The organism is Pseudomonas frederiksbergensis (genome assembly GCF_001952935.1).
GTDB lineage: Bacteria > Pseudomonadota > Gammaproteobacteria > Pseudomonadales > Pseudomonadaceae > Aquipseudomonas > Aquipseudomonas frederiksbergensis.
The window spans coordinates 1574178-1590305 of sequence record NZ_CP018319.1; the positions used below are offsets into that span (position 1 = coordinate 1574178).

General features: G+C 54.0%; 6 protein-coding genes. 4 read left to right on the forward strand and 2 right to left on the reverse strand.

Annotated elements, in window-relative coordinates; translation table 11 throughout:
• Nucleotides 1-46: 46 nt before the first annotated feature.
• Genes PFAS1_RS29870 through PFAS1_RS07550 form a run of 4 tightly spaced genes read left to right on the forward strand, consistent with a single transcriptional unit; the run spans nucleotide 47 to nucleotide 14125 of the window.
• Nucleotides 47-2593 (forward strand): Tc toxin subunit A, encoded by a 2547-nt coding sequence (locus tag PFAS1_RS29870; RefSeq protein ID WP_076028722.1) that lies wholly within the window; start codon nucleotides 47-49, stop codon nucleotides 2591-2593.
• A gap of 35 nt (nucleotides 2594-2628) precedes the next feature.
• Nucleotides 2629-6816, forward strand: coding sequence for a Tc toxin subunit A-related protein (locus PFAS1_RS29725; protein ID WP_076028723.1), 4188 nt, complete (start codon nucleotides 2629-2631; stop codon nucleotides 6814-6816).
• A complete protein-coding gene (locus PFAS1_RS07545; protein ID WP_076028724.1) occupies nucleotides 6813-11294 on the forward strand; it encodes a SpvB/TcaC N-terminal domain-containing protein in 4482 nt (1493 codons plus the stop codon). The genes PFAS1_RS29725 and PFAS1_RS07545 overlap by 4 nt, the downstream gene beginning before the upstream one ends.
• Entirely contained in the window at nucleotides 11291-14125 is a 2835-nt protein-coding gene (locus PFAS1_RS07550) for an RHS repeat domain-containing protein (RefSeq protein WP_083671728.1), read from the forward strand. The genes PFAS1_RS07545 and PFAS1_RS07550 overlap by 4 nt, the downstream gene beginning before the upstream one ends.
• Before the next feature lie 55 nt (nucleotides 14126-14180).
• Here the strand turns inward: PFAS1_RS07550 and PFAS1_RS07555 are convergent, their stop codons facing one another.
• Complete coding sequence (locus PFAS1_RS07555) at nucleotides 14181-14549, reverse strand: glyoxalase superfamily protein (RefSeq protein WP_074873591.1); 369 nt, start codon at nucleotides 14547-14549, stop codon at nucleotides 14181-14183.
• A gap of 120 nt (nucleotides 14550-14669) precedes the next feature.
• Entirely contained in the window at nucleotides 14670-16127 is a 1458-nt protein-coding gene (locus PFAS1_RS07560) for an N-acyl-D-amino-acid deacylase family protein (protein WP_076031503.1), read from the reverse strand.
• Between the last annotated feature and the right edge of the window lies 1 nt (nucleotide 16128).

A 16128-nucleotide genomic window follows, 5' to 3' on the forward strand; every position in this document is an offset into this window, starting at 1 on the left:
TTTCTCCTGACCGGAACACTCTGTTCGATCAGGAGATTTACAACACATGGACAGTAACGACTCCCTGCTTTACCAACTCGTTGCCCCAACTTCCAGCGAAGAAGGAACGCACACAGAATTCAAAACAGCTATGCAGAAGATGCAGATTGACTCCGTGTTCGACATCATCAGCATGTCGCCGGAAGAATTTGCTAGTGCGCTAGCAGTGCACAGTGTCGCCGATGCACAGCAGATCTATGACGACGCGGTGGCATGTGCACACATGATCAGCCGTTTGTACTACGAGCAACAGATATCGCCTGATGGCGCTAAACAGCGTAACCGGCGGGACGCAGATTCCGAACAGGTATCCGGTCCCATCACCTATCAATTGCTGTTCAACGAAAACTGGGAGCAGTTTTGCCATGAAGGCCATATAGCGGCCAACAACTCTCCCATCGCCTATCTGAGGGCGCTATATCGGTTTGCACTTGAACTGGAGAATTCATCTACACACTCAAACAAAATCACCTTGGAGCAACGCCGTCCTGATCTCCCGGAATTAATACTGGACGCACAAAGCACTTTCGTTAAACGCCCGATGCTGAGTATCGTCAATGACACCTTGATGACTCATATCCAACAACACCTGGATAAAACCAACAACAAAAAGACCATTCAAGAGGTACTGGCCAGCGAACACTATCCGCTTCAGTTGCCCTACGATTTACATCACTACCAATGCCTGCTCGCGTTGGGCGAAGATAAACCGGCGCTGGGTGAGTTGAAGTATCGGGTCAGTCTTGAACTGCCGTTCTCAGGAATTGATTCGATTTATGGAGGAACTTCGGAAACGCGAGCCGAATCTCAAAAACTGCTCTCAGGCTTAAGTCCAAAACAACAGAAACTGCTCACCGCGCCGTACGATAACGACGTGGTATCGAATGCATACGGTTATGAAAACCACCATCTTTTGTGGAGCGTCAAGAGCTTCAAGAAGTTAACCGGACTGACAGTCGATCAGATTGAACAGTTGCTGGCTTACGGAAAATATTTCCCAAACGAATCAATTCATAACTTATGGTCCTCCCGCCATCTTTATGGCTGCCTATACATCAATAGAATTGCAGAGAGTAAAGTTTTTGCGGCGGACGAGCGCTTTTACAATTTAAACACACACCGTTTGGATCGCATGCTGCGAATGATCCGATTGCACCGTTGGACAGATATTTCCTTTGCCGAGCTTGACTCTTTAATTACTAACGTCGACAGAGCGGCATCAGGCACCCATTATGGAATGGAAAGTAATACGTTGCGGGCACTCGGTGTGCATCACTACATGAATAAGCGCTATGGCATCAAGCCTGAAGAGTTTGCTTCGTTTCTGCACGACATGCCAACTTATTCCTGCGGTGATCGCGTATCTTTGTTCGATCAGGTATTCAGTAAAACCAAGCCATCCTCCAGCCCTCTGATAGAAAACAATGGGAAAAACATTGATATCGATGCCCCTGAGTCGCTGGCGACTCTAAACTTTTTAAAAGCCGGGCTGGATTCGAGTATCACACAGGATGACTTTTTACTCCTCACGCGGCAAAGCAAGAAACACCTGACTTCATTCAAACATGATCTATCGAGCGTCTCTGCTATTTACCGTCAGGCACGAATCGCCCAGATGTTTGGTTTGTCACCTTCTGAATGTACTGCCTTGGCACGATTGCTGGGGGGCGAGGCATTTTGCAAGTTGTTGGTGACAGGGGCCATAAACGCGGAAAACAGTTCAAATAGCGACATTCTCGACGTATTGATGGCAATGGATTGGGCCGTCGACTGGCTCAAGCAGAACAACTATTCGGTCAAGCAATGGTGCCGCTTACTCGATCAGACCCAGGACGAACTGGTGTTGAACCCACAACTGGAAGATAAAATCAAAATCATTCAAAAGAGTCCGCATGACACGAGTGAAAAGAAAGCTCTTCTGGTGCAAAAACTTCTGCACGAAGTCGCCTTTCTTTCCAGCGAACAAGTCCCGTGCGCGATGAAACTGGCCGAAACTTGCGAAGTCGATATTTTCGATGAAATGGCTGCCAAGACGTTCGACTCCGGAAAAAAAACACGGTTGTTCGCAAGAGCACTGCGCGCAACCGAGGCAATACAGGCGCTGTTGCTTAGTAATACCTCATTACTAAAATTGTTGAATAACCCTGCATGGCTTGCACTCGGCAACAGCGGGACACTCACGCCCCATACGCTGTATCTGCTTGATCGATTCAGTACTTGCACCCGCCACCATGTGCAAGCAGAAACCAGGCTTCTGAACTACCTCGAACAGGCCAATGGACAGTCAGACACTGTGACAATCAACAATTCCAATATCTCACTGGCTGAACTCCTGAACTGGACGATTGAGCAGGTCAGTATTTTGACTGCCGACTTGCCAAACCAGCGAGCCCGGTCAATGGAAGAAGTGGATTGGGTTATACGCTGCAAAAAATGCTGCGAAGAGACAGGCCTGTCGGTCAACAACCTGAAACTGGCAGTTTCGTTAAACATCGAAAAATCCACCGCCGATTGGAAAGCCGTTGGGGAAGCCCTGATCGCGGCTCATTTCTGACCCGCTTTTCTTTTGCAAATATTCAAGGAATGAATATGAACGATGTACTAACAAAACTTGATGAAACCCTACGGAATGTTCAGCTGGCGTATTACTTGGAAAAAGTTGTGCCCACCACCACAAACATATTCAAGCTAACGACTGTGGAGGATCTCAACGAATTCTGGTTACTGGATGTGCAGGTTAGCCCGCTTATTGAAACTTCACCCGTTGCGTGCGCCATTGCCAGCCTGCAGCTATACATTCACCGCATTCTGCATGACATGGAGCCCGGCTATGGCCCAGCGACAAAAACGCCTGAGCGAGTAAAGACATGGACCGACGAAATGCGTCGTTATTCCATCTGGGCGGGCCACCAAAAACTATTGTATTACCCTGAAATTTACCTGGACCCAAACCTTAGAAACACGGACAGCGATAATTTAAAACAACTGAAGAACGACATAAACCAAAGCAGGATCCAGCCTGACACCATTGAATCGGCCGTAAAATCCTATCTGACGCGCTTTGAGGAAGTCTCCAATCTAAACATTCTCAATGGATATATCGACGGCACGGATTTCGCCAATAGCAAATACTATTTCATTGCCAAATCACGTTCCGCGCATACTTATTTCTGGCGCTCACTGAACATGGCCGAACGGCCATACGACGGTACTAAAACCGTAAATGGCCAGCGTGTAAAACAGGATCATCCCGAACCGTACGCATGGTCGGACTGGGAAAAAGCAGACATCCCTATTCCGCACGACGCCATCGAGCACACCATTCGCCCTGTCTGGTTCAATAATCGGCTGTTCGTTACCTGGGCCCAGTGCATCCATCAAGACCCGGCGGGAGTAACAACAAATAGAAAAGACCCTCAACTGTTGATGAGTTACTGCTACAAAAAGACTGATGGCACCTGGAGCGCACCGCAAACGGTCTTGAAAAACTTTATCAATAATGACCTGCTAGGCAATCAGACATCACGTCTTGTCGAGGAGACTCCATTATCCGACCTGCATCCAGACGAAATAAAATCACGTATCAATACGGTAGCCATACAAAACGGAGAGCATTCCCAAGACGTTCTGCTCCTTGCCATCGTATTGTATGGCGAGCAAACAGAATTAATGCTGCCAAGGACGGCCTATATAAATGGTGTTTACGATGGGTCGAATCGCGATTATCACGAGCGAAACAACACGCCTCTCTATTTGAGTTCCGCAAGCATTAATAAGAATTTCACTCACATCCCGGGCCCGCCCTCCCGGAGCTACAACATACAAAAGCCTCTTTCACTTCCGCATTACAATCTCGCATACCACGTTCACAAACACCCTATAAATGAGTTATCCAAACCTGTTTTCTATTTGCAATCAAAGCAGAAAACAAACCACACGAAACGTGTGACTACAAAACCTGCCCTTACTAGCCATCGACCATTATTGCCACCTGACACAATACACTGCAATATCGCATACCTGACACTCAGCTCGCAAACAACCATTTGCCTGAATCTTAATCCGAAATTAATTTCAAACTCGCAAGCCGCTTCTCTATTTGTGTTTCGACAGTCAGAAATGCTGTCCCAACCGGTGCAAACCACCCCTCTTATCTCAGGGAAGGATTCGTACTGCTTCCAATTTGACAATTGCGACCTAACTAGAACCAGTGAAATATTCCAATATGGTTTAACAACACATAAAGATGGTCAGCATTGGTATTGCGGTGGCATCGAAGCCAGTGTGATGGATAGTTTTAGCACTCCAAAACTTTCAAGTAATAATTCAGTGCAATATCTCGACTTCTCAGACTCATTGATTCTGCACAGCGATATCGGTCCGGCAGATCGTCAACCCATCAGACTCAATACCTTGCTTGCCACCGAGCTGACCGCTCGTGCCGAAAACAGTCTGGATGAATTGTTCAGCCGAGAGACACAACAGTTGCGGGAGCCGAAAATATTAAATGGCGACTCTGATCAATCCATGGACTTTCACGGCCCCAACGGCCGTTACTACACAGAGCTGTTCCTGAATTTACCTTGGTTGATCGCACATCGATTAAACGCGGAAGGGCAATACGTCGAAGCCGAACGCTGGATCAAGTACCTCTTCGATCCGGGCCGAAGGCAATCCGAATGCTGGAAGACTGTGCCTTTGACCGGCACCGACGTCCCCTCCTATGCCGCTCGCGCCCCGCATGATCCGCACATGATTTCCCAAAGCTACCCAGTGCACGCTCGCAAGGCGCTTTACTTGCTTTATCTCGACATTTTGATCAATCGAGGCGATGCCACGTACCGGGAATTGACACCCGATAGTCTCGTCGAGGCAAAGCAGTGGTACACGCGAGCATCGACTCTTCTTGGTTCGCGCCCGGTTATTCAATGGGCGGATTTATGGTCGTCGATCAGTTTGAAAGCACTGAGCGCGAACCACACCAAGAATCGCCGTGCACTTGAGAAGACTCTGAACCTGTCAATCACCAATGGCATGATCACGTTATCTGGGGGGGGCGTACAAGCGGCACGGCCGGCTATCCAGGCTTCGAGCCTGCGCGTGCCGTTCAACCCGGAACTACTCAAACGCTGGGACATTGTCGAGAGTCGCCTGTACAACCTGCGACACAACATCGACATCAGCGGCAAGCTGTCGCGTTTGCCATTGTTCGCGACGCCCATGGACCCGAAAGATCTGGTCAGCCTCCGGGCGTCGGGCACCTCCTATGGCGTCAATTGGCAATTACAGAAACCTGCGCTCTGGCACTATCGCTTCAACGCCATGCACAGTCAGGCGCTGAGCGCGGTAGACAGCGTGATCCAGTTCGGTGCCACGCTATTGTCGCTGATCGAACGCCATGAACAGGCTCATCTGCAAGAGCAGCAGCAACAACAAGCCTGGGACATGGCAAAAATTTCCGTAGAGTTACAAACCCAGGCGCTCAGCGTTGACAGTAAAAACCGTGAGTTTTTAAGCGCTGGCAAACAAGTCATCCAGGGGCGGTTGAAGCACTACGAGCAATTACTGGAGAAAGGTGTAACCCCGGAAGAAGCCGAGGCAGGTCGACTGTATTTGAGCAGCGCCACCGCGGAAATGGCTTCAGCAGCCGCCCAGGCCGTCGCAGGCGGCCTGATGCTGATTCCAAACATCTTTGGCGTCGCCAACGGTGGTTCGCGCTGGGAAGGGACAGCCTATGCCGCCAGCGCTCTCGCACAATTGCGCGCTACGCAGGCTCGTTCCGAGGCGAGCAACCTCGACCGTAATGCACAGTTCGCTCGCCGCCGGGAAGAGTGGGTTTCGAATGTTAATCAGGCACGACTTGAGCTGACACAGATCACGGCACAAATCGCGCAATGTACCGAACAGGAAAAGGTCACTCGCCTGCAACTGAAACAGGCTGAAACAGCATTGAGCCATGCCCGGGACAACCACGACTTTCTCCGCAAGCGCTTTACCAACAAGCAGCTTTATCAATGGCTCAACAATCAATTTTCGGCGTTGTATGAACAGGCTTATGAAGTGGCGCTGGACTTGTGCCTGGCCGCCGAGGCCTGTTGGCAATACGAGTGCGCCGACTACACCAGACGGTTCATTCAACCCGGCAAGTGGAACAGCACTTACCGTGGTCTTTCAGCAGGTGAGAGCCTCAAGAGTCGCCTGGTGACAATGCAGGCCGAATTCCTGAAGGCTAACCGTCGCGACCTGGAAATCACTAAAAACGTATCCCTGAGAGCTCTCAGGGATAAGGACAAGACCAGCAAGATCAATCGCACCTGGGAGCAGATTCATACCACGCTCATGGAGCAAGGGAGCTGTGATTTCGAACTGACCCATAAGATGTTTGAAGACGACTGGAAGGGACAAGGACATTACCTGCGGCGCATCAAGACCCTCAGCGTGACGATACCGGGCATAGTGAGCCCCTACGAAAATATCAGGGCAACGCTGACTCAAACGTCCAGTTCGATGTACCTGTCTACCGATACAAAAGGACCGAGCATCAAGGACCCGCGCGTGAAACAACAAGTCGCGCTCTCCACCGGAGACGACGATAGCGGTCTGTTCACTCTCAACCTCCTCGATGAACGCTACCTGCCTTTCGAATACACCGGGGCGGTTTCAACGTGGCGCCTGACCTTCCCGAACCACACCGCGCAGAAAGCCATGCTTGAGTCGCTGTCCGACATCATCGTGCATGTGAAATACACCGCCAAAAGGCCTGGAGTTTCGCGATGAGTGATCAAGGCGCAATGTCCGTCGCCGCTCCTGTACTGCCAAAGGGCGGGGGCGCCATTCAAAGTATCGGCAAGGGTGTTGGCGATATCGGCGCCCAGGGTACTGCCTCGTATGAAATCGCCTTACCCATTTCTCCGGGGCGCGGGTTCGCACCTGACTTGTCGCTGAGCTATGGCAGTTCAGTCGGTAACAGTGAGTTTGGCATCGGCTGGGGAATTTCCCTGCCCGTCGTGGCGCGACGCACCAGCAAGGGGGTGCCGGCCTATGCCGACGATGACGAGATCGTCGGCCCCGGCGCAGTGGTGTGGATGCCCGAGCAAGGTGCTCAGGGCACGCTCACCACCAACATTACTCGCTACAACGATCTGCAACTGGATACGACCTATACCGTGGTACGCCACTTCCCGCGCCTCGAAAAAAGCTTCGACCGAATCGAACACTGGTCTTCCAAAAACGACAGACCGGGTTTCTGGCTGGTGCACGGTGCCGATGGCAGCCTTCACGTGTTCGGCAAACAACCGGAATCGCGTCGCGCCGATCCCGAGGATGTGAACCGTGTGGCCGAATGGTTGCTGGAGGAAAGCGTGAACCCGCACGGCGAGCACATTCTCTATGTTTATAAGGCTGAAAAGGCGCAGCGCTACCTGAGCAGCGTGTGCTATGGCAACTTCAAGGCCGACGCCCAGCTGTATTTATGGAAACCGGATCAGCTGAAAACGGTGCAATGGCACTTCGAACTGGTGTTCGATTACGGCGAACGCAGCCTGGATTATCCAGGGAAACCGGCGTACGCCGCAGAGCAATGGCTGACACGTACCGACGCTTTTTCCAGTTTTGCCTATGGCTTTGAAATACGCACACAACGCCTGTGCCGCCAGGTGCTGATGTTTCATCGTTTTCCGGCGGAGCTGGGTAACGATCCGGTTCTGGTCAGACGCCTGTTAATCGATTACCGACAGACGCCTCTGGGGTATCAGCACCTGAGCGCTGTTCACGAGCAGGCCTACGCAGGCTCGACGACCTCCGAAAACCGCCCGCCCATGGAATTCACCTACAGCGCCTTTGAACTACCGGCAGCCTCCAGTACCTGGCAGCCGTTTCAGAACATGCCCGGTCTGAACGACGGGCAACGTTATCAATTGGTTGACCTGTACGGCGAAGGCCTGGCGGGTGTGCTGTATCGGGATAACGCTGGCTGGTACTACCGCGAACCCGTTCGCGCCAAAGCCGAAAGCAACGAAGTGACTTACGACCAACTGCGGGTCGTGCCCAACATGCCTACAGTTGCTTTCGCGAAGAAAGCGCATCAGTCACTGAGCGACCTGACGGGCGATGGTCGATTGGACTTGATCACTGCCCAACCGAAGTTAAGCGGTTTTTTCTCGCTCGATGCCGAGCGAAGGTGGTCAACATTTGCCCCATTCGATGCGTTCCCGATCGAGTTTTTCCAGCGAAAAGGCCAACTGGCCGACCTGATGGGGGCAGGACTCAGCGACCTCGCCATGATAGGGCCCCGAAGCGTCCGCTTGTACGCCAACCAGCGCAAGAAAGGTTTCGCCTCCGCTGTCGAAGTGCCTCGTAAAAATGATGAAGACGACCTTCCCGTGCTGACTTCTTCACCCGGCGAACTGGTCGCTTTCAGCGACATGCTCGGCAGTGGTCAACAACACCTGGTACGCATACGTCACAACGAAGTGAAATGCTGGCCAAACCTGGGCCGCGGGCGTTTCGGCAAAGGTCTCGTGCTCGGGTCGCCGGGCATCGCGTACGAGGCGTTCGACGCTTCGCGTATTCGCCTGGCGGATCTGGACGGCTCTGGCGCTACCGACCTGATTTACCTGGAATCGGAGCATGCGCTTATCTATACGAACCGCAGCGGCAACAGCTTTGCTCCGCCAGTCAGGCTGACCTGGCCCGAGGGTGTTCGCTTCAACGGTTTATGTCAGGCGAGCTTCGACAACCTTCAAGGGCTCGGCTGTTCCAGCCTGATACTAAGCACGCCGAACATGACGTCCCTCCATTGGCGCTACGATTTCGTCAGTGCAAAACCCTATTTGCTCATCGGCGCCAATAACAATATGGGCGCCGCAGACAGCATCAGCTATCGCAGTTCGGCGCAGGAATGGCTGGATGAGAAAGCGCAGAAAATCGAAGCCGGAAAATCTCCCGTCTGTCATCTGCCATTTGCCCTGCATGTGGTCTCGAAGAAGACCCGACTCGACGAGATCACTGGTAATCGCCTGACCCAGAATTTTTCCTATCGTCAAGGCTACTACGATGGTATCGAGCGGGAATTTCGCGGCTTCGGCTTATTGCTACAGGTCGACAGTGAAACTCACCCCGGCAATGCCCCACTGGAAGGTTTTACAACGCCATGCCTGACAAAGCGCTGGTTCCATACGGGACAAGCGGTGGACATGCCTAGTGACGGTTTCGACGTCATTGACAAACAAGCTGTGGAACCGGGCAAATCGCTGCTTTGCCAATACCGGTCAGGGACTGACAGTGACGCCGTAATCGATTCGCCAGATCTGTCGACGACCCTGGAAATGGCACGCGCCCTGAGCGGTCAAGTGCTGCGCAGCGAAATCTTTGGCGTCGATGAACATGCCGGAACCCGCACGCTATTTTCCGTCCAGGCAAACCGCTATCGGGTTCGCTTGCTGCAAGCCCCGCAAGGCAAACGGCACTACGCCCGGATGTTGCCTTTAGCGCTGGAATCCATCAGTTACCAATACGAAGGCATCGCTGATGACCCGCAATGTCAGCACACCTTCAATCTGCGGCATGACCCGTACGGCGCTCTGACCCACAGCGTGAGCGTCCACTACGCCAGGCGCAAAACCGCCGACGACACCCCGCCCTTCAGCGATACCGATCGACAACAATGGTGGCGCGATGCGCATGATCCGGCGCAACAGTTCTACTACTTGAGCGAAACACGCGCCGAGTTCATCCATCTGGACGCGCCCCAACGATGGCGCCTGGGCCTGCCATATCGTCAGCGCACCCGGGCACAGAAACGACCCAAGGCGCCCGAGGCTGGAGGGCTCGCGGCAAAGGACATGACGTACGAAAAACTCCTCGAACGAGTGAAGGAATCGGCCTGGAGCAACCAGAGTGTTCTGACAGGCCTTTCGGTACAGCGCTATAAGAACACCTCAACCGGAGAATCCCTCGAGGACGGTGTCGCGCACTTCGAAGCTCTTGCCGACCATCTGGAAACTGCCGAGCTCGACGAAACTGCCATGACTGCTTTCGAGGTGTTGCCTCAGGCGAGTCGCCCCACCGAAGAGCTGCTTGAACAAATTGGCTATCAGCGCATGACCGATTTTTTTTCCGAATCCACACCCGCAAAAAAATTCTGGTCGGTCACAAGCTCTTTTTCGACCTACGCCACTTTGGCGGGCTTTTACAAAATAAAGAGTCTCCGGGCAAGCAAGAGCCAAGGCTTGACCAAGGTGTTCTATGACAAGTATTGCTGCCTGATCACTGAGTTCAGACTGCCCGATCACTGTGCCACTCAAGCAACCTACGACTATCGCTCGCTTGTACCCCTGCGTATCGTCGACTCGAACGGCAACATCCAGGAAGCTCTCTACGACAGCTTTGGCCGATTGCTGGCCAACAGTTTTTACGGCAGCGAAGGCAACAAACCCGCAGGTTTCAAACCGATCGCTGATTACAAGCGCCCGACATTCACCCAGCCGGGCGATGCCATCGCAGACGGTAAAAAAGCGTTACAGAAAGCCGCCGCCGCCCTATTTTCAGCGCCGTTCAGTTGGATGGGGTGCATCTCGGAGGCGGCCATGAGGGAGGCTGACTGGCTGGCACGCTGCATCGCCAAGGGCGATTTGCTGACCGGCGGATTTATTTGTAACCGGGCCCGAGATCGTCTGGCGGCACTTGAGAAACACTCTGCCGATGATGAGAAGTTAAAGATCGAAATCGACAAGGCACCCCGTGAGCCGATATACATCGCCACCCTGGTCGCCGATCGTTACCCCGACGACAAGCTGCAACAAATCCACATCAGCGTTACTTGCCTTGATGGCTTCGGCCGAACATTGCAAAGCAAGCAATTGGTTGAATCGGGAACCGCTTATGCTGTCGACGCCAAGGGTGAATTGACGCTTGAAAATGGAAAACCGCTAGAACAGGTGTCAGCCATGCGCTGGCGCATCAGCGAACGCGTTGAGTACAACAACAAGGGATTGGTGATCCGCACTTACCGGCCTTACTTTGCCAATCACCATCGCTATATCAATGATGCATCCTTGCGGCTGTTCGGCCACTACGACCTGCAGTTTTACGATGCGCTGGGGCGGCCGAGTCACACACGACTCGCCAGACAAGGCGATCTTTTCTATATGCGGCGGCAAACCCGACATCCCTGGTACACCGTTGAGGAGGACGAGAACGATACGCTCGAGGAGATAACGCCCAAAGCATCTGCCACTTGCGGAGGTGACGCATGAGCGCGCACTTGCATCGCAAGACACCGACGCTCGACGTGATCGATAGCCGAGGCCTGACAGTTCGGCATGTCGCTTACTGGCGCAGTGACGCGACCGTAACTGCACAGGCAAGGATATCGCGCCAAATGCAGGACATTGCCGGGCGTTTGGTTGCGCAGTCGGATCCACGACTGCCCCACGGCGAGTCCAGGGCCAATCTGAGCAGCATCTACAGCCTGTCCGGCAGATTGTTACAGACAGACAGTGTTGACGCCGGCTGGCAGGTCAATCTACCCGCAGACGCAGGACACATAGTGCGTACCTGGGACCAGCGCGGCAATGCTCGGCACACCCGCTACGATGACCAGCTAAGGCCGGTCAGCATTCAGGAGCAAGCAGCAGGCGATCTCCTGAACGTAGTCGAACGTATGACCTACGGCGACAGCTCTCCACAGAATGCACAACGTAATCTGTGTGGAGAGCTGACTCGTCATGATGACTGCGCCGGCACCTTGATTATTGAAGGACACTCGATCTGCGCCAAACCCCTTGGCCATACGCGGCACTTCCTGCGCACCGCCGATCGACCCAACTGGCCAGCCGAGGAGAAAGCATGTGACAGCCTGCTTGAAGACAGTAAAGGACATGCGACGATCTGGCAGTACGACGCACTGGGACAATCCATACAACAGATCGATGCAGGCGGACATCGACAGCGCTTCTCGTTTGACGTATCCGGCCAACTCAAGGCCGTCAGCCTGTTGATCAAGGATGCAACGACTGAACAGATCATCCTCAAGGATCTGCGCTACAACGCGTTTGGCCAGGTGGAATCCCAGACTGCCGGGAATGGTGTTATCCGCCGTGCGGTGTTCGACTCTGCCAACGGTCGATTGACCTCACTCAACGCATCCGTTTCGTCGAACATTTTGCAAGACCTTCACTACACCTACGACGCCGTGGGCAATGTGACGGAAATCGAAGACAGAGCCCAATCGGTACAGTTCGGCAGTAACCAGAAGGTTGAAGCCGTCAGCAGGTTTACCTACGACAGCCTCTATCAACTGACCAGCGCTACAGGTCGTGAAGCAGCGGGACCGAACAACCACCCCCAACTCCCCATGTCCGGCAGGGCACCTGTCGATGCGCTGCAACTGTTCAACTTTACAGAACAGTACGAGTACGACGCCGGTGGTAACTTGACCAAACTGCGCCATGTGCGTGATCGCAACACCTACACCCGAACGTTGAACGTTGCTGCGGCAAGCAATCGTCTCTTGTCCTGGAACAAGGGCGACTCAACGCCCGGTGTGACCGCAACATTCGATACAAACGGCAACCTGCAAGCCCTGCTACCCGGCCAATCGCTGCGATGGAACATCCGCAATCAACTTGAAAGCATAGTGCTGGTGAAGCGTGACGATAGCCCTGATGACGATGAACATTATTGCTACGACAGTAGCGGGCAACGCGTGCGAAAAATCCACACAACCCATACAGCGTCGGTGACTCACACCCGAGAAGTCCGCTATCTGCCGGGACTGGAAATTCGCACCCGCCATAACGAAAGACTGGAAGTCATCACCCTGCAAGCCGGGCGCTGCAATGTTCGCTACTTGCACTGGACCCAAGGTCGGCCGGCCGGCATCGCGGCAAACCAGTTGCGCTATAGCCTCGATGATCATCTGGGTTCCAGTTCAATCGAACTCGACGACCAGGCCTGGCTGATCAGTCAGGAGAGTTACTTGCCGTATGGAGGAACGGCATGGGTAGCGTCCCGCTCAGCCGTGGAAGCCGACTATCGAACCATTCGGTATTCCGGCAAGGAGCGGGATGCCAGTGGGCTGTATTACTACGGTCATCGGTATTACGCGCCGTGGTTGCAGCGCTGGATCAGTCCCGATCCTGCGGGGACGGTTGACGGGCTGAACCTGTATTGCATGGTCGGGAATAATCCGCTGCGTTACATTGATCGTCATGGCAATCAAAAAGACGAAGCTGCCATCATGGAAGAGTTAAGTATCTATCCCGGCATTTTGAACGAAGTGAACAATAGGGTTGGCATGCTGAACCATCAGCTCTATAACAGCATGAGAAAGAGGGACATCGTAAAACGACTGTTTCAGAGTTATGCCTATAACGCAGCGCGGCATGTGTTGGCGTTGGGGGCCGGCCTGCTGGCCGCACCGACCGGGCCGGCTGGCATGTTAGCAGCGACAGTCAGCACTTCGTTAGCGACTGACAAGCTTGCCAGTAAATTCAATGCAACACGGCATCTGCCCGCCGCCATTTATCCACAGACCCGCCGACTGCAGCCTGACGAAATAGAATATGCAGGTCGGACGGCTTTCTATGACGTGAACGCAAAGTTGCAGCACTTAAAAGCTGAGGACCTGAATCCACGTAAGGAGACCGGACAGAAAAACCTGTCGGTAATGGCCACGGGTGTCATTCTGACAAAGGTCCTTGAGGTCAAAGGCGCATGGATTCCAAACTTTGAATCCTCGACTCAAGCGACCAAGGCCCTTGAAGGTCTGCCGGGACAGAAAATCGAGCGTTTGAACAATGCCCTGATAGAACTCGACAACAATCTGGAGCACGACGAGCACGCTATCAATGCAGCATTTGACGAGTTGGGAGTGGATGAGTTTTATGCCGCAGGTGTGAAAGGCAGGCTGGGTCAAACCACTGATCGCGTGGCCAACCGTATAGGTGTAGAAAGTTCAAGTCTCATAAGCCGCGCCTCTATGCAACGTGAGGTGAACAACACACGTGCAACGATACAAAGAGGTAGGGAGTTACTATTCAAGCTCAATGAATACAACAAATCTCAAGGCAAGTTTTTTGTTTGAAGCCGGCCCGCGAGGCCTGTCGGAAAATCGACGGGCTTCGCTTAACCTTGCTCAATCAAACGCAAATCGCATTGGTAAACACCAACCGATTGCCGAACGGATCGCTAATCGTCATGTCCTGGCTGCCCCACGGCATCGCCTGGATCTGTGGGTGTGCGAATTTGTATTCCTTGGCCAGCAATTGTTGCTGGAATGCCTCCAGCTCATCGGTCTCGATCCGCAACGCCGAGCCAGGTGTGCTGTCGCCATGGTGTTCGGAGAGGTGCAGCACACATTCGCCTCGGGAGACTTGCAGGTACAACGGAAAGTTGGGCTCGAAACGATGCTGCCAATCGATCTTGAATCCCAGAAAGTCGACGTAGAACTCCACGGCCTTGATTTCATCGAAAATCCGCAGGATCGGAGTGGTTTTGCCGAAGCTCATGGCGTTGCTCCCAGACTGATAAGGCCCACAGTGTAGCTGGGCGAGATGTCAGCGCTTCGGCTTGGTAATGGCTTTCTTTAGTCTCAATATGCCATCACTGTGACGCAGCACTCGAAATGTTTACTGGAAACCATCACGCAAGTCCCCGTCCCTCGCCAGAAACCGCCCTTCCCTCCTTCCGTTTGCCTGGCCTTCGCTGTAACTCAAGGCACCGTTGATCCAAACCCCATCGATACCTTCCGCCGCTCGTTGCGGATCATTGAAATCCGCCACATCGCGAATGGTCGCAGGATTGAACAACACCAGATCCGCCCAATGTCCTTCACGGATTTCGCCACGTTCCTTCAAGCCAAATCGCGCCGCCGACAACCCGGTCATCTTGTGCACGGCGGTGTGCAGCGGAAACAGCCCCACGTCGCGACTGAAATGTCCGAGCACTCGTGGGAATGCGCCCCACAAGCGCGGATGCGGAAACGGGTCTTCCGGCAATCCGTCAGAACCGACCATCGACAGCGGATGCGCGAGGATTCTTCGTACGTCCGCCTCGTCCATTCCGTAATACACCGCGCCGGCCGGTTGCAGGCGTCGAGCAGCGTCAAGCAACGGCACGCCCCACTCGGCGGCGATGTCCATCAGGTCGCGGCCACCCACTTCAGGGTGCGGCGTTGACCAGGTGATGGTGATGCGATGAGCGTCGGTGACTTGCTTGAGGTCCAGCGTCGATGAACTCGCCGCGTAGGGATAACAGTCACAGCCTACCGGGTGGGTTTTCGCCGCGTGTTCGAGGGACGCTAGCAGTTGTGGACTGCGCCCCCAGTTACCGGCGCCGGCACATTTGAGATGGGAAATGATCACCGGTGTTTTGGCATGACGGCCGATCTGGAACGCCTCATCCATGGCCTCCAGCACCGGCTCGAATTCGCTGCGCAAATGGGTGGTATAGACCGCGCCGAAAGCGGTCAGCTCTTCGGTCAGTTGCATGACTTCATCGGTGGAAGCCGAGAACGCGCTGGCATAGGCAAGCCCCGTGGACAGGCCCAATGCGCCGGCCTCAAGACTCTCGCGCAGTTGCTCGCGCATCGCGCTGATTTCGTCCGCCGTGGCGGTGCGAAACAGGTCGTCGAGGTGGTTGCTGCGCAGCGCCGTATGGCCGACCAGTGCAGCCACGTTCAGCGTGGTGTTCGCCGCTTCGACGGCTGCGCGGTAGTCGCAGAACCTCGGATAAACGAACGCCGCGGCGGTGCCGAGCAGGTTCATCGGGTCGGGCGGATCGCCGCGTAAACTCACCGGTGACGCACTGATCCCGCAGTTGCCGACTATCACGGTGGTCACACCCTGGCTGAGCTTGGGCAGCATCTGCGGCTGGCGGATTACCACGGTGTCGTCGTGGGTGTGAACGTCGATGAAACCTGGCGCCAACACGCGACCGGTGGCGTCGATTTCTTCGGTGGCGCTGGCATCGTGCAAGTCGCCGATACGCTCGATGCGGCCGTTCAGAATCGCCACGTCGGCGGGATAACCGGGCGCGTTGCTGCCGTCGATAATCAGGGCGTTGCGGATCAGCGTGTCGTACATCAGG